Origin of the sequence: Kushneria sinocarnis, assembly GCF_003633775.1 — a bacterium.
Taxonomy (GTDB): Bacteria; Pseudomonadota; Gammaproteobacteria; order Pseudomonadales; family Halomonadaceae; genus Kushneria; species Kushneria sinocarnis.
The window spans coordinates 45,535-61,162 of the sequence record NZ_RBIN01000004.1; the positions used below are offsets into that span (position 1 = coordinate 45,535).

Here is a 15,628-nt window from a genome sequence, read left to right on the forward strand (position 1 = left end):
ATGCAGCTCGCGGTGCAGCACTGCACCCGCTACCGCTACGAGCACGCCGCCCGTTCGAGCATCCAGTATCTGCGCCTGCAGCCGCGCAACGGGCCGGGGCAGCGCATCGACGCATGGCAGCTGAGCCTGCCCGGCGGCAGCCGGCCGCCGATCATCGAGGACGGCTTCGGCAATCTCATGCAGGTGCTGGTGCTGGAGCGGGCTCATCGCGAGATCGCGATCGAGGCCCGGGGGCTGGTGACCCTGACCGATCGCTTCAACGGCCGCCGGCAGGATGCGCTCGATCCGCGCCCCTTTCTGCGCCCCACGGCGCTGACGGCCCCGGACGGCGCGCTGGCGCGGCACCACCTCGGCCGGCAGCGTGATCTCGCCGCCCTCTGCACCCTGCAGCAGGCCATTCTGGCCGCCATGCCCTACACCCCCGGTGCCACCGAGGTCTGGCACAGCGCGCGCGACGCCTGGGCCATCGGCTCGGGCGTATGCCAGGACCATGTGCATGTCATGCTCGGCTGCGCCCGGCTGATGGGGCTGCCGGCCCGTTATGTCAGCGGCTATCTGCACAGCGCCGACGACACCCACCTGGCCTCTCACGCCTGGGCGGAAATCCACCTCGAGGGCGGCTGGCAGCTCTTCGATGTCACCAATGGCCTGACACAGCCGACTCATCATGTCCGGCTGGCGATCGGCATGGATTACCTCGATGCCTGCCCGATACGCGGCATCCGCCGCGGTGGTGGCGCGGAGGTCATGGCGGCCGGGGTCAGGGTGCAATACGCGCCGACCGATCAATAGACCGGTGACCGGCCCATTTCAGGAGTCGATCGGATGCAGGGTCACCGAGTCGGCATTCACCGCGCCGTCGGGTACTTCACCACGCAGGATCCGGCGCACCTGCTCGACCGTCTGCAGGGCCTGATACTCGATGGCCTCGGGTACCATGCCCCCGATATGGGGCGTGGCCAGTACCCCCGGCATGGCCGCCAGTGCCGCGGCCGGCACATCCCCCTCGCCGCTGCCGACATCCAGTGCCGCACCGGCCAGCGGCCCCTCATTCAGCGCCTGCTGCAGCGCCCGCTCATCCACCAGTGCCCCGCGGGCGGCATTGATGAACCAGCTCCCCGGTTTCATGGCGGCGAATGCCGAATGATCCATCATGCCCTCGGTTTCCCGGGTATGAGCCGCCAGACAGATGACCGCATCCGCACGCGCCAGCAGGGTTTCCCGGCTCACCGCTTCACCACACTCCGGCGGCACCGTCACCCCGGGATCATGGATCAGTACCTGCATGCCCAGCGCCCTGAGCATAGGCGTCAGGTAACGCCCGATATGTCCCAGTCCGAGCACCCCGGCCGTCAGCCCTGCCAGCTGGCGCCCCATGACCGGCCGGGGCGTTTCCCCCCCGCGCCAGGCCAGCGTATAGTCGGGCAACCCCCGCGCCAGATTGATCAGCTGGGCTACCACCCACTCCGACACCGCCTGCACGAAGCCCGGTCCGGCATGCGTCACCAGTACGCCCCGGCGGGACGCCGTCTCGACATCGATGGTGCGAATATCCATGGCGCAGCGCACCACCGCCCTGAGCTCGGCCCCCGCCTCGATCAGCTCGGCAGGCACGGGGGTGGCGCGGTCGGCCACGATCAGCTGACAGTCACGGGCCTCGTGCAGCAGGGCCTCCCGGGACCACTGCCGCTCCGGACAGACCACCGGCTCGCCCAGTTGTGCCAGTCCGGCCAGTGCCCTTTCGCCATACCAGTACTGCAACGCCTCGGCGTCATGGGTCAGCAGAATGCGACAGCTCACTCGTGATTCCTCCCGGTCCGCTCATGACTCATCTTCCTGCGGCAACAACTGCCGGCCGCTCGATCCGGCGATGTGCTGCCGGACATGTCGCGATTGCAATTCGCCGGGTTTTACCTTTCACTGCCGCTGAAGCCCTGGTTTCAGTATGAACTATCGGAAAACGATCCATGACCTACTGTGTTGCCATGGCCCTCGGCGAGGGCGTTGTCTGTATCTCCGATACGCGCACCAATGCCGGCATCGACCAGATCGCCAGCGTGCGCAAGCTGATGGTTTACGGCACCCCGAACGAACGCGCCCTCATCATCCAGACCGCCGGCAACCTGTCGACCTCGCAGGCCGTGCTGACCCGACTCGAACAGCAGTTCGGCAGCGAGGGCGAGCATCTGCTCAATGTACCGACGCTGTTCGATGTCGCCCGGCTGGTCGGCACCACCCTCAAGGGGATCGTCGCCGACTACGGCAGCGACCCCGCCATGCAGGGCATCGATGTCACCGCCTCGTTTCTGATCGCCGGCCAGATCCGCGGCGGACGCACCGAGGTCTACAATGTCTACCCGCAGGGCAACTTCATCGCTGCCACGCCGGATACGCCCTACTTCCAGATCGGCGAGAGCAAGTACGGCAAGCCGGTGCTGGACCGGGTGCTGGACTACCACACCCCGCTCAACGAGGCCCTGCGCTGCGGGCTGGTCTCGTTCGATTCGACCCTGCGCAGCAATCTCTCGGTGGGCATGCCGCTGGACATCGCGCTCTATCCCAACGACCTGCTCACGCCCCCGCTGATCCGGCGCATCAACGAGGACGACGACTACTTCACCCTGCTGCGCAGCCGCTGGTCAAGCGGGCTGCAGGCACTGATGGAGAGCATCGACCCGCCGGAAGAGCCGTACTGGCGCACGCCGCCCGCATGAGCCGGTCGGGCCGGTTCTTCATGACCTGCCCTTCATGACCCGCCCTTCATGAACAGGGCCCGCATGCCTTGCGGCATGCGGGCCCGGAAGCACGACTGTCGGCGGGACGACATCCTCGCTCAGCCGAACACGATCTTCGACACGTCGCGATAGACCTTCGCAAAGTGCACCGTCACGCCCTCCTTGAGATAGTCCGGCAGCTCATCGAAGTCGCGCCGGTTGGCATCCGGCAGGATCACCTCGAAGATGTCGCTGCGCCGCGCGGCGATGATCTTCTCGCGAATGCCGCCCACCGGCAGCACCTGCCCGGTCAGGGTCAGTTCACCGGTCATGGCCAGCGGCCGGTTGACCTCGATGCCGCGCGCCAGTGACAGCAGCGCGGTGGTCATGGTCACGCCGGCCGAGGGGCCATCCTTGGGCGTGGCGCCTTCCGGCACGTGCAGGTGGATGAAGGAGTCATCGAAGAACTTCTCCGAGACGCCATAGTCGCCGAGATGACCCAGCACGAAGCTGTAGGCAATGTTGGCGGACTCCTGCATCACGTCGCCGAGCTTGCCGGTCAGCTTGAGCCCGCGCTGCAGGCCGTGTACCCGGGTGGCCTCGATCGGCAGCGTCGCCCCGCCCATCGAGGTCCAGGCCAGGCCGGTCACCACGCCGGTGCCCTTGAGCACATGCTCCTTGCGGAACAGCGGGGCGCCGAGGAACTCCTCGAGGTTGTTGACCGAGACCTTGACGTCCTCCTGCTCGTTCTCCAGCAGCTTGACCGCGGACTTGCGCACGATGCGGTGCAGCTGCTTCTCCAGCTGACGCACGCCGGCCTCGCGGGCGTAGCCATCGATCACGTGCCTGAGCGCGGCATCGGTCAGGTTGATGCGCTTCTTGGGAATGCGATCGCGCTTGAGCAGCTTGGGCCAAAGATGGTGTTTGGCGATCGCCATCTTCTCTTCGGCGATGTAGCCCGACAGCCGGATCTGCTCCATGCGATCGAGCAGTGCGCTCGGAATGGTGTCGAGCTGGTTGGCGGTGCAGACGAACAGCACCTTCGACAGGTCCATGCGCACATCGAGATAGTGATCAAGGAAGTCGCTGTTCTGCTCGGGATCGAGCACTTCCAGCAGCGCCGAGGCCGGATCACCCTGGAACGACTGGCCCAGCTTGTCGACCTCGTCGAGCATGATCACCGGATTCTCGACCTCGACCTCCTTGATCGCCTGTACCAGCTTGCCCGGCATGGCGCCGATATAGGTGCGCCGGTGGCCCTTGATCTCGGACTCGTCGCGCATGCCGCCGACCGAGAAACGATAGAACTGCCGGCCCAGCGCTTCGGCGATCGAGCGCCCCACCGAGGTCTTGCCGACCCCGGGCGGCCCCACCAGCAGCAGGATCGAACCACCCACGTCGCCCTTGAAGGCGCCTTCGGCGAGGAACTCGACGATGCGATCCTTGACGTCCTGCAGGCCGTCATGGTCGCGGTCGAGCACCTGGCGGGCGTGAGGCAGATCGAGCTGATCGTCGGAGGTGATCCCCCAGGGCAGCGAGGTCAACCAGTCGAGATAGTTGCGCGTGGTGCCATACTCCGGCGAACCGGTCTCCAGCACCGACAGCTTGCCCAGCTCGTCGTCGATCCGGCTCTGCACCCGCTCGGGCACCACCTTGTCTTCCAGCCGCCCGCGGAAGGTATCCACGTCATTCTCCCGGTCATCCTTGGAGATGCCGAGTTCCTTCTGGATGATCTTGAGCTGTTCGCGCAGGAAGAACTCGCGCTGACGCTCCTGCATCTGGGCGTTGACCTGCTCGGAGATCTCGCTCTGCAGCTGGGCGACCTCGATCTCCTTGCGCAGCAGCGGCAGCACCACCTGCATGCGCTCGAGCACCGGCAGCGTCTCCAGTACCGACTGCAGCTCGGGCCCCTTGGCCGAGGTGATGGCGGCGGCAAAATCGGTCAGCGGCCCCGGCTCGTTGGGGCTGAAGCGATTGAGATAGTGCTTGAGCTCTTCGCCATAGAGCGGATTGATCGGCAGCAGTTCCTTGATGCCGTTGATGATCGCCATGGCGTAGGCACGGGTCTCGTCGCCATCCTTGTCGACCGGCTCGTTGGGATAGCTGACCTCGACCAGATACGGCGGCTTGCGCGACAGCCAGCGGGTGATGCGAAAGCGGCGCAGCCCCTGGGCGATGAACTGGAGCTGTTCGTTCTCGCCCTCGCTGCGATGCACCCGCACGGCCGTGCCGATCTCGGGAAACTCGCTGGAACTCGGGTCCTCGTCGACATCGCCGACAAAGGCCAGCCCCACCGTCTGGTGCGGGGTGTTGTTCACCCGGTCCATGGTTTCGGTCCAGCGATTGCGGTTGATCACCAGCGGCTGAACCTGGGCCGGGAAGAAGGGACGATTGTGGATCGGCAGCAGATAGATCCGTTCGGGCAGATACTCACGGGTGGGAATGACCGCCTGGCTCTTGATCGCCTCGGTCGGATCCTCGTTACCCTGTGCGTCGGTCACGACATCCGACTGATCGTCGTTCTCGCTCATCCATGCATCCTGTTCAGTAACGGGAAGCCCGCGATGACGATCGCGGGCATGTGACTGTTATCAGGGATGAGGTCTGCCAGGGGCGTTATCAAGCCCCGACGACATGCCGGGCCTCAGGGCACGCTCAAAAGTCGCCCCAGCGGCAGCAGCGGCTGGTCGTTGACACGCAGTTCACCATCGCTGATCGCAAACTCGATGGGGTTCTGATCCGGATTCTGACCAATGATCAGCGCCAGCAGCGGCGGCGCGTGGGAGAGCGTGAAGCTGCCCGTCAGACGCTGCAGGAAGTGACGCATGCCCGCCGGCCGGCGCAGTTCGGCGATCCGGGTCTCGGTCACCCCCTCCCCGTTGAAGGTCAGCTGGCCGCTCAGCGCGATCGGCTGATCGAGCATCGGACTGCGGACCTGCAGCTCACTCAGGGTCAGCTGCGGCGACGGCGCCAGCATGGCCAGAAACGACGACTCCACCGGCTCGATCAGCCCCAGCCAGTCGTCGGCGGTGGAGGCCGGTGAGCGACGCAGCCCCGCCATGAACCGCTCGGCCGCCTCGGCGCCGAGTCGATCGAGGGTGGCGTTCAGCTTCAGGCTGCCCAGCCCCTGCTGCGACACCCGGATACCCTCGATGCGACTCGAGAGCGCGTAGCTCAAAAGGCCCTGACGACGTTCGGCATGGCCCTGCCAGTGGAGCCCCCTGAGGGTGACCGGCAGCGCGCCCGGCGAGTGCACCTGCAGCTGCTCGATGCGCAGCTGCTCGATGCGCTGTTCGTCATCCTCGCCGGAGGCATTGGCCATCCGGCGCCGCGAGGAGAACTCGCCGGTGCCGAGCGCCAGCGAGCCGCTATCATCCGCCAGTTGCAGGCTGTCGAAATGCCCCTTCAGGTTCAGGTGGTGCTCGTCGCCCTCAAACTGCAGGCGGGCGCCGGCGAGCGTGGCCCGGCGCGGGCCCTGCGTCATGCCGACCCGCTCGGGAAACGTCACGTCCAGTTCGCCGTTGCGCTGAAAGTGATGAATCACCGCCGAAAGCTGCACCCGCTCCCCCGGCGACAGCCGGTCGGCGAACAGCCGCGGACCGTCATCGCCGCCGCGCACATCGGCCTCGCCGCTGAACCGGGTGGCAAGAATACCGTGGCGCGCCTGCCAGGGCATGACCAGCTCGATCGGTTCACCGGCCAGCGTGGCCTGCTGCCAGGTGACCACCAGCGTGCCATGGGTCCGAAGGAAACCGCGCTCGAGCTGCTGCTGCGAGGCCGAGAGCGCCGGCGACGCATTGAGCCGGGTCATGACCTCATCCAGGCGCTCGGCAAAGACATGCCGGCTCCAGGCAATACCGCCCAGCCAGGCGCCGCCCAGCACGATGGCGACCGCCACCAGACTGCCAATGACTCGTTTCTTCATGCCTCTCCCTGAACCGGCACCGCCGGATACCTGCCGGATGAATCCGGGTCTAGTGCAGCCAGAACCACAGGTGCATCGTGCTCCACGCATACACCCCGGCCAGCACATCATCGAACATGATGCCGAAGCCGCCGGTGACGCGACGATCGACAAAGCGCACCGGCCACGGCTTGATGACATCGAACAGCCGGAACACGGCGAAGCCCCACAGCGCCGCCGGCCAGGAAAACGGCACTGCCATCATGGTCACCCAGTAGCCGACGAACTCGTCCCAGACGATCCCGGAGTGGTCGTGCACGCCCATGTCCCGGGAGGTGCGATCACACAGATGAATCCCCCACAGCCCCGCCACCAGCAGCACCAGCAGGTAGACCGACAGCGGCAGATCGGAGAGCAGCCAGTAGAACGGGATGGCGGCCAGGGTGCCGAAGGTGCCGGGGGCAAACGGTGCCATGCCACTGCCCAGCCCGAAGGCGAGAAAATGGGTGGGGCGGCGCCAGACGCTCGAAGGGCCGCGATTCATGGCGCTGCTCCCGTCTCCGGATGATCGTCGACCTCGACATCAAAGTGCTGCCAGCCGACCCGCCCGGGCGGCACGCCATGGATGCCCGGCTCGCCGACCGTACGGCCGATGATCGCAAGGTGACTGCCGACCTCGGCCAATCGCGCCTGCGCCCGGTCGCGCACACTCTCCGGCAGGGTACACAGCAGCACATAATCGTCGCCGCCGGTCAGCGCGGCCTGCTGCGCCTGCGCCTCACCGAGACGCTCGCCCAGCCCGGCAGCCAGGGGCAGCCGCTCGACCTCCAGGCGTGCGCCCACCCCGGAAGCGCGGCAGACATGGGCCAGATCCGCGACCAGCCCATCGGAGATGTCGATGGCCGAAGTCGCCAGATCGCGCAGCGCTTCACCGGCGGCCAGCGCCGGCTCCGGCCACAGGAAGTCCACGAGCAGTGGATCGGCCGGGTCACGCGCGCCCGCCTGCCAGGCCTGCAGGCCGCCATGGGCGCCCCCGAGCGGGCCGGTCACCGCGATCAGCTCATCGACACCGGCGCCGTCACGGCGCAGGGCACGCTGCCGTGGCACCTCGCCATGCACGGTAATGGTGATCGACAGCGGCCCGCGGGTAACATCGCCGCCCACCAGCCGGATGCCGCTGCGATCGGCGAGTGCATGCAGCCCGCGCGCAAAGCCGGTCAGCCACTCCGGGTCGATGTCGGGCAGGGTCAGGGCCAGCACGTACCAGCGCGGCCTGGCGCCCATCGCGGCCAGATCGCTGAGATTGACGGCCAGCGCCCGGTGGCCGATCGCCTCTGCCGGCGCCCCGGCCGGAAAGTGCACATCCGCAAGCGAGGTATCGACACTGACCGCCAGCTGCCAGCCGGGGGTGGGCTCCAGCAGGGCACAGTCATCGCCCTGCCCCAGCGCGATGCCGGCGGCGGGATCGTCGCCGCCATAGCCGTCGCGACGCGCCGTACCGGCCGGGGTATCGCGCACGAAAAAACGGCGAATCAGGTCGAACTCGCCCAGACGTTGTGAGTCGCTCATCGCTGTCGCTTCCTCCGGGACGCTTGCCGAACCCTGGATAGCGGTCGCCACACCGGCCTAACGGCGGCGCGCACTGACCTCGACACTGCGCAGCTGATGGGCGAGCCGGTCGAGCAGGGAGTTGACGTACTTGTGACCGTCGGTGGCCCCGAAGCCCCTGGCCAGTTCGATGCCCTCGGTGATCACCGAGATGTAGGGGACTTCAAGGCGGTGGGCGAGCTCATAGGCGCCCAGCCGGAGAATCGCCAGCTCGATCCGATCGAGCTCCTGCAGGGAACGATCGAGCAGCGGCGCAAGCTGCTCGTCGAGCTCATCACAGCGCTTGACCACGCCATGCAGCAGTTCGTGAAACAGCGCCAGGTCGGCGATCTGCATCACCTGCACCCAGTTCTCGTGCGGCGCCAGATCCTCGTCGGCGGTCTGGGCCCGAAACTCGGTTTCCAGCTGGGTGACCGGCTTGCCGGTCATCTGCCACTGATAGAGCGCCTGAACGGTCAGCTCACGGGCGGCCCGGCGTGCCTGCTGGGCCTTCGAGGGCGTTCGGCCATCGCGACTCACGCCTCACCTCCTTCTCCGGCCGGCGCACCGCCGAGCTGGCGCAGCAGCGAGACCATTTCCATCGCCGCCATGGCGGACTCGAAGCCCTTGTTGCCGGCCTTGGTCCCGGCCCGTTCGATGGCCTGCTCGATCGAATCGACCGTCAGCACGCCATTGGAGACCGGCGTGTCGTAATCGAGCTGAAGCCGGTTCATGGCCGAGTTGCACTGGCTGGCGATGTGCTCGAAGTGAGGCGTCCCGCCCTTGATCACCGCGCCCAGCGCAATCACGGCATCGGGATGCAGCCGATCGAGCACCCGCTTGACCGCCAGCGGCAGCTCCCAGGAGCCCGGCACATGGATGATGTCGATCTGCTCCTCATCGACGCCGTGGCGGACCAGCGCATCCACGGCTCCCTCGACCAGCGAGTCGACGACATGATGATTGAAGCGGCCGACCACGATGGCGTAACGCCCTTCGACGTCGTTGAATCGACCCTCTACCTGCGCAATCGGTTGCATTGATACGAATTCCCTGATCGCCCTCGCTCACCGGCAAGGGACGGTTGATCTCATGGTGACCGGCGCCGCTGCGGCCCGATCACTGACGTTGCCCGGCCACGGTGCAGGACCTGCACCGGGCCGCTGGCGGAGTCACTGCGACGGGGTCGCGTCATCTCCGCTGATCTGTTCGACCACTTCAAGATCGAAGCCGGAAAGCGCGGAAAACTTCCACGGCGAACTCAACAGTCGCATCCGGCCGACACCGAGCCGGCGCAGGATCTGCGCGCCGGTGCCGATGGTCTGGTAGTTGCCGGTGCCATCGACATGGGCATCCCGTGGCACCCGGCGCCGTTCGAAAAAGATGTCCAGCTGCTCGCGCAGGTCCTGCACCGGACGGTTGCTGTCGAGCAGAACCAGTACCCCGCTTTCGCTGCGGGCAATTTCATCAAGTGCACTGTGCGCCGTCCAGCTGCTGCCGCCGCCCGGGCGCTGCAGCCCCAGCAGATCACGCAGCGGATCGGTCACGTGGACCCGCACCGTCGTCGGCCGTTCGGGCTGCGGCGCGCCGTGCACCAGCGCGAGATGATGGCGGCCCTGGATGCGATCGCGAAAGCAGTGCAGCTGAAAGCTGCCACTGGCGGTGTCGACCGGCTGGGTATCGACATGCTCGATGGTCTGCTCGTGGTGCATCCGGTAGTGGATCAGATCGGCAATGGTGCCGATCCGGATCCCGTGTTCGGCGGCAAAGCGCTCCAGCTCCGGCCGACGGGCCATGGTGCCGTCATCGTTCATCACCTCGCAGATCACGCCACACGGCTCGAACCCGGCCATCGCCGCCAGATCACAGGCAGCCTCGGTATGACCGGCGCGGCGCAGCACCCCGCCCGGCTCCGCCATCAGCGGAAAGATGTGACCGGGCTGCACGATATCGTCGGACCGCGCCCCGCGCGCGGCGGCGGCCCGCACCGTACGCGCCCGATCGGCGGCGGAAATGCCGGTGGTGATGCCGCTGGCCGCCTCGATCGACACCGTGAACTTGGTGCCGAAGCCGGAGCCGTTGTCGTTGACCATCAGCGACAGACCGAGCTGCTCGCAGCGCTCGCGGGTCATCGGCTGGCAGATCAGACCGCGTGCATGGCGTGCCATGAAATTGATATGCGAGGCCTCGACGCACTCCGCCGCCATGATCAGATCGCCCTCGTTCTCGCGATCCTCGTCATCCATCAGAATGACCATTTTTCCCTGGCGGATGTCCTCGACCAGCGAGGCGATATCACTCAGTGTCTGCGTGGGCTGTGAAGTCATGCACCTGTGCCGAACGTCGTCGGCCCCCTTCGCGGTTGGATTCTGATCTGCCGGCACCTGCCGAGGTGCGGACTGCGGACAGACCGGGGATGGCATCAAAGCGCGCCGATTGTCGCACTACGCGGGCCACAGGGAAACTGTTGCTCACTCCGGCGCGCTCGTCGCCGGGCGCGGCCGAGCGGTGATGCACCAGTCCTCGCCCACCGCCCGGATGTCGTCGATGATCATGCCACGCTGCTGCGCCATGCGCTCGAGCCCGGGCAGGTTCAGCAGGCCGCGCGCCTCGTGGCCCAGCAGGGTCGGCGCCATGAAGAGCTTCAGTTCATCGACCAGCCCGGCCTCGAACATCGCCCCGGCCAGCCGCGGGCCGCTCTCCAGCAGCACCTCGTTGCAGGCCTCGTGTTCGCCGAGATGGCGCATCAGCGCGGCCAGCTCGACGCGTCCGTCACGTGCGGGCAGTACCACCGGTTCGGCACCCGCGGCAATCAGCGGCGCCTGTCGCTCGGGGCCGTCCACCAGGGTCGCCACCAGGGTGCGCCCCGGCCCGGCCAGGATCGGCGCCCGGGGAGAGAGCCGCAGCGCCGAATCGATCACCACCCGCAACGGCTGGGTGCGCGTCGCCTCGCGCGCCGCCTCCGGTGACAGACCGGCATCAATCAGCGCCTGATGACGCACCGTCAGCCGGCTGCCATCCAGGCTGACGGCATCGACACCGCTGACAATGGCACTCGAGCGCGAGCGCAGGCACTGCACCACGCCGCGGGCCGCGGGTCCGGTAATCCACTGCGACTCGCCGCTGGCCATGGCCGTCCGGCCATCCAGACTCATCGCCAGCTTCAGCCGCACGAACGGCAGACCGTGCGCCATGCGTTTGACAAAGCCGGGATTGATGGCCGCCGCTTCCTGCGCCATCAGATCGCACTCGACCTCGACCCCGGCCTGTTCCAGCATTGTCAGACCTCGTCCGGCCACCATCGGGTTGGGATCGCGCATTGCGGCCACGACCCGGGCCACGCCGGCTTCGGCCAGCGCCCGGGCGCAGGGGCCGGTACGCCCCTGGTGGGAACAGGGTTCGAGCGAGACATAGGCCGTGGCGCCGCGCGCCTGCTCGCCGGCCGCCTGCAGGGCATGCACCTCGGCGTGCGGTTCACCGGCACGCTCATGCCAGCCCTCGCCGACCACGGCCCCCGCGCGCACCAGTACGCAGCCGACCCGCGGATTGGGATGCGTGGTATAGAGCCCCCGGCGGGCCAGCTCCAGCGCCCGCGCCATCCAGCGAGCATCGTCGGCGGCCGAATCAGTGCTGCTCATGATCCGGCTCGCTGGAATCGTCCACGCTCGGGGTGGCGGGCTCCCGGGTCAGCCGATCGATCTCGGCGCGGAATTCGTCGAGGTCCTGAAAGCGGCGATAGACCGAAGCGAAGCGGATATAGGCGACCTGATCGAGCCGCTGAAGCTGGGCCATGACCTCTTCACCGATCAGGCGGGCGTTGATCTCGCGCTCCCCGCGCGCCCGCAGCCGCTGGCGAATCCGCTCGAGTGCGCCCTCGATGCGCTCGCTGGAGACCGGGCGCTTTTCCAATGAGCGCAGCATGCCCGCCCGCAGCTTGGCCGCATCGAAGCTTTCCCGCGAACCGTCGGCCTTGACGACCCGCGGCATGATCAGCTCGGCGGTTTCATAGGTCGTGAAGCGTTCGCCACAATGACCACACTGACGGCGCCGTCTGACCTGATCGCCTTCGGCGACCAGCCGCGAATCCGTGACCCGGGTTTCCTGTGCGCCACAAAATGGACACTGCATGATAGTGATCGCCGCTGCCGGTTGAAGGATGCCCGCCATGCGCGGGCATCTTCGCTACAGTGTAACGCCCGCCGCCGGTAGCCGAAAATGCAGGACGAGGCGTGCCTTGCGAATCCCGGTGACGCCGGGTGCGCGCATTTGTCGCACGGCACGGGTTGCCCTGCCGGGTCGCGTGGCACGGATAATGGGGCATGGACACGCTCGTCCCGGCTGCCCGCGGTGCACCCGCCGGGCACGGGGGGCGACCGGTTTACCCGTCTTCAAGGGAGGGCTTGCATGAATCTCATTTCCTGGCTGTTCGCCAGCCTGCTGGTCGGCGTCATTCTCAGCTTCCTGACGCCCTCACGCTACAACGCCGGAGCGCTGGGTTCGATGGGCATCTGCGCCATGGGCGGCGTGACGTTCGGCTTCATCTCGACCCTGTTCGGGCTGGCCGCCGAGCTGCACTTCGACCTTCGCAGTCTGGTGGCCGCACTCATCGGCGCGGTCCTGGCCTGGGCGGCGCTGGTGGCCTATATCGTCATCGCGCAGCCGCGCCTGCATGACTGATTCGAGCGGATTTTCTGCCGGGGCGGGCGGCCCGCTTGCCCCGTTCCCGATCGGCGTCTAGTTTCACATCAGGAGGGCGTGTTTCAACGCTCAAACCAGGTGTTACAACGTACGATCAGGGAGGATTACATGGGTATCATTGCGTGGATCATCTTCGGGCTGATAGCCGGGGCCATTGCCAAGTTCCTGATGCCCGGCAAGGATCCGGGCGGCATCATCGTCACCATCATCATCGGCATCGTCGGTGCCCTGCTTGGCGGCTGGATCGGTACGGCGCTGGGCTTTGGCGGAGTGTCGGGCTTCAACTTCGGCAGCTTCGTCATCGCGATTCTCGGGGCGATCATCCTGCTGTTCCTCTATCGGGTCGTGCGTCGCTGACGCCGATTCCGCGTGTCATGATGACCCGGCAGTCCGGCTGCCGGGTTTTTCATGTCCGGCACATGGCTGCCTCCGGCACCCGCCCCGGCGATAAGGCCGTGTTCTGATCCTGCCCTTCTTTCATCACTTCCCATCATCGTTCAGACGCACAATGTCGCCCCGGGTCATGAAAACGTCGCCTCACGCCAACCGAGAGCCCGGCGATCACGCAAGCTGAAAAGGGCCGTGCGCGCATCTCCGTCCGCCGTCGCCTTTTGATAACACCTTTCATAATAAAGCCAGGGGATTTTCATGACGCTCTCCCGACCGTTGCTGTCTGCCGCGACGCTTGCCACCCTGCTGACCGGACCTCTGCTTTCGCTGCCCGCCCACGCCGCGCTGGATCAGGTGCGCTTCGGGGTGCCGCCCTGGCCGGGCGTGACCGTCAAGACCGAGGTGGCCAGTCAGCTGCTCGGCGAGCTGGGCTACCGGCCGCAGGCACAGGAGCTGGCCGTGAGCGTGGTGATCAACGGGCTGGCCAGCGGCAACCTCGACGCCTACCTGGCCGGCTGGTATCCCACCGAGCAGCCGCTGATCGAGCCACTGGTCGAAGAGGGCCGGCTCGAGAAGGTGGTGGCCAACGTCAGCGATGCGGTCAACGGCCTTGCCGTGCCGGATCATGTCTGGAACGCCGGCGTGCACACGATCAGCGACCTCGACCGCCATGCCGACCGCTTCAACTCGACCATCTACGGCATTGAAGCCGGTGCGTCGATGAGCGAGGTGATCGACAACCAGATCAAAGACGATTACGCCGGGCTGGGCGACTGGACCCAGAAAAACAGCAGCACCGCCGCAATGCTGGCCCAGGTGGGCCAGGAGATCGACAACGACCAGTGGGTGGTGTTCAACGCCTGGAAGCCGCACTGGATGAACCTGACCTACAAGCTGCACTATCTCACCGATGACCGGCCGGACTCGCCCATCGCCAACGTCAGCTCGACGGTATGGACCGTGGTCCCGTCAGGGCTGAAGCAGGACGACCCCAACCTTTACCGCTTCTTCCACCAGTTCGTGGTCGACAGCCGCATTCAGAGCCAGTGGATCTACGACTACAGCCATGAAAGGAACGATCCCGAACAGGTCGCCCATGACTGGATCGCGGCCAACCTGGAGACCGTGCAGGAATGGCTGGACGGCGTGAAGACGAAGGACGGCCGGGATGCCTTCGAGGTCGTCAGCGCCGACTTCCGCTAGCCACCGGCCCGGCGCCTGACAGGGCCTGCCCGGCGCAGGCCCCTGCGGACAGGACCTGGACGTCATCGGCCTCGGGCGCCATGCTGGAGTGTGCCAGACGACTGCCCTGCCTTCACGGCCATCCTGACCCGGCGATTTCATGCGACTCGACTACCACGGCCCCGAACCGGAACCGATCGGCTATCTGCTGATCGATCAGTTCTCGATGATGGCGTTCTTTTCCGCTACCGAGCCGCTGCGCATTGCCAACCGGATTGCCGGGCGGGAGCTGTTCCGCTGGCTGCTGATCAGCGAGGACGGGGAAGCCGTGACGGCCTCCAACGGCATGCGGCTGATGGTCGATCATGCCATCGGCGAACTCCATCACCTGCCCAGTCTGGCCATCTGCAGCGGCTTCGGGACCGTGCGCGGCAGCAACCGCGCGCTGCTCGCCTGGCTGCACCGGCTCGCCCAGAGCGGCTGCGCGCTGGGAGGCATCGACACCGGCTGCTTCGTGCTGGCCGAGGCCGGGCTTTTGGCCGACGACCGGGTCACCCTGCACTGGGAGAGCCTGCCGGCCTTTCGCGAACGCTTTCCCGATGTGGCCACCACGGAGTCGCTGTTCGAACTCGGCCGCCGGCGCTTCTCCTGTGCCGGCGGTACCGCCGCCATGGACATGACGCTGGAAATGATCGCCCACCGCCATGGCGACGGGCTGGCCCATGCGGTGGCCGAGCAGCTGATTCATGCCCGCATGCGCTCGCGCGACGACCATCAGCGCCAGTCGCTGGCCCACCGCCTCAACGTGCATCACCGGCCACTGCTGAAGGCGATCGCGCTGATGGAGACGCATCTGGAAGCCCCGCTGTCGCCCGGCGAGCTGGCGGCCCAGGTGGGCCTGTCGGCCCGTCAGCTGCAGCGGCTGTTTGCCCGCCAGCTCGAGACCACCCCGGCGCAGTGGTATCTGGAGCTGCGCCTGGCGCGCGCCCGCTCTTTGCTGCAGGAGACCGACATGACGGTCATCGCCGTGGCGCTGGGCTGCGGGTTCAGCTCCAGTTCGAGCTTTTCCCGCGCCTATCGCCGCCACTTCGGCCATCCCCCGCGGCAGGAGCGCCTGCCCCGCGACAGCCGCCAGCAGCCCCTGCTGTAGCCC

General features: G+C 66.8%; 16 protein-coding genes. 6 read left to right on the top strand and 10 right to left on the bottom strand.

Annotated features, from left to right (window positions below; all coding sequences use genetic code 11):
• A complete protein-coding gene (locus C7446_RS07055; protein WP_121172401.1) occupies positions 1-792 on the top strand; it encodes a transglutaminase family protein in 792 nt (263 codons plus the stop codon).
• A gap of 18 nt (positions 793-810) precedes the next feature.
• Here C7446_RS07055 and C7446_RS07060 read toward each other — a convergent pair whose 3' ends face one another.
• On the bottom strand, positions 811-1,800 hold the full coding sequence (locus C7446_RS07060; RefSeq protein WP_121172402.1) for an NAD(P)-dependent oxidoreductase: 990 nt from the start codon (positions 1,798-1,800) through the stop codon (positions 811-813).
• Between the two features lie 167 nt (positions 1,801-1,967).
• On the opposite strand from C7446_RS07060, the gene C7446_RS07065 reads away from it, so the two are divergent.
• The gene (locus tag C7446_RS07065) at positions 1,968-2,714 is read left to right on the top strand and encodes a proteasome-type protease (RefSeq protein WP_121172403.1); all 747 of its coding nucleotides are present in this window, start codon (positions 1,968-1,970) and stop codon (positions 2,712-2,714) included.
• 119 nt (positions 2,715-2,833) lie between these two features.
• Here the strand turns inward: C7446_RS07065 and lon are convergent, their stop codons facing one another.
• From lon to nrdR, 9 genes are all read right to left on the bottom strand, one after another.
• Positions 2,834-5,245: an endopeptidase La gene (gene lon / locus C7446_RS07070; protein WP_121172404.1), complete on the bottom strand. Its 2,412-nt coding sequence runs from the start codon at positions 5,243-5,245 to the stop codon at positions 2,834-2,836.
• 113 nt (positions 5,246-5,358) lie between these two features.
• Positions 5,359-6,639, bottom strand: a complete 1,281-nt coding sequence (locus tag C7446_RS07075) for a DUF945 family protein (RefSeq protein WP_170150019.1) — start codon at positions 6,637-6,639, stop codon at positions 5,359-5,361.
• Between the two features lie 49 nt (positions 6,640-6,688).
• On the bottom strand, positions 6,689-7,162 hold the full coding sequence (locus tag C7446_RS07080; protein ID WP_121172406.1) for a phosphatidylglycerophosphatase A family protein: 474 nt from the start codon (positions 7,160-7,162) through the stop codon (positions 6,689-6,691).
• On the bottom strand, positions 7,159-8,187 hold the full coding sequence (thiL, locus tag C7446_RS07085; RefSeq protein WP_121172407.1) for a thiamine-phosphate kinase: 1,029 nt from the start codon (positions 8,185-8,187) through the stop codon (positions 7,159-7,161). The genes C7446_RS07080 and thiL overlap by 4 nt, the downstream gene beginning before the upstream one ends.
• Positions 8,188-8,244: 57 nt before the next feature.
• Complete coding sequence (nusB, locus tag C7446_RS07090; RefSeq protein WP_121172408.1) at positions 8,245-8,745, bottom strand: transcription antitermination factor NusB; 501 nt, start codon at positions 8,743-8,745, stop codon at positions 8,245-8,247.
• Entirely contained in the window at positions 8,742-9,245 is a 504-nt protein-coding gene (gene ribH, locus C7446_RS07095) for a 6,7-dimethyl-8-ribityllumazine synthase (RefSeq protein ID WP_121172409.1), read from the bottom strand. Before ribH ends, nusB begins: the two co-directional genes overlap by 4 nt.
• A gap of 132 nt (positions 9,246-9,377) precedes the next feature.
• Positions 9,378-10,532 carry a bifunctional 3,4-dihydroxy-2-butanone-4-phosphate synthase/GTP cyclohydrolase II gene (gene ribBA, locus C7446_RS07100; protein ID WP_121172410.1) on the bottom strand — a complete coding sequence of 385 codons (1,155 nt, stop codon included), beginning with the start codon at positions 10,530-10,532 and terminating at the stop codon, positions 9,378-9,380.
• Between the two features lie 144 nt (positions 10,533-10,676).
• Positions 10,677-11,843: a bifunctional diaminohydroxyphosphoribosylaminopyrimidine deaminase/5-amino-6-(5-phosphoribosylamino)uracil reductase RibD gene (ribD, locus tag C7446_RS07105; RefSeq protein ID WP_211327887.1), complete on the bottom strand. Its 1,167-nt coding sequence runs from the start codon at positions 11,841-11,843 to the stop codon at positions 10,677-10,679.
• Positions 11,830-12,333: a transcriptional regulator NrdR gene (gene nrdR, locus C7446_RS07110; RefSeq protein ID WP_121172411.1), complete on the bottom strand. Its 504-nt coding sequence runs from the start codon at positions 12,331-12,333 to the stop codon at positions 11,830-11,832. Before nrdR ends, ribD begins: the two co-directional genes overlap by 14 nt.
• Positions 12,334-12,609: 276 nt before the next feature.
• Here nrdR and C7446_RS07115 point away from each other — a divergent pair, with 276 nt between their 5' ends.
• The 4 genes from C7446_RS07115 to C7446_RS07130 all read left to right on the top strand — a co-directional run bounded on the left by C7446_RS07115 (position 12,610) and on the right by C7446_RS07130 (position 15,625).
• Positions 12,610-12,882 carry a GlsB/YeaQ/YmgE family stress response membrane protein gene (locus C7446_RS07115; RefSeq protein WP_121172412.1) on the top strand — a complete coding sequence of 91 codons (273 nt, stop codon included), beginning with the start codon at positions 12,610-12,612 and terminating at the stop codon, positions 12,880-12,882.
• A 129-nt stretch (positions 12,883-13,011) separates the two neighbouring features.
• Positions 13,012-13,260: a GlsB/YeaQ/YmgE family stress response membrane protein gene (locus tag C7446_RS07120; protein ID WP_121172413.1), complete on the top strand. Its 249-nt coding sequence runs from the start codon at positions 13,012-13,014 to the stop codon at positions 13,258-13,260.
• 291 nt (positions 13,261-13,551) lie between these two features.
• The gene (locus tag C7446_RS07125) at positions 13,552-14,496 is read left to right on the top strand and encodes an ABC transporter substrate-binding protein (protein ID WP_121172414.1); all 945 of its coding nucleotides are present in this window, start codon (positions 13,552-13,554) and stop codon (positions 14,494-14,496) included.
• Positions 14,497-14,635: 139 nt separating this feature from the next.
• A complete protein-coding gene (locus C7446_RS07130) occupies positions 14,636-15,625 on the top strand; it encodes a GlxA family transcriptional regulator (protein WP_121172415.1) in 990 nt (329 codons plus the stop codon).
• The last annotated feature ends 3 nt before the right edge of the window (positions 15,626-15,628 follow it).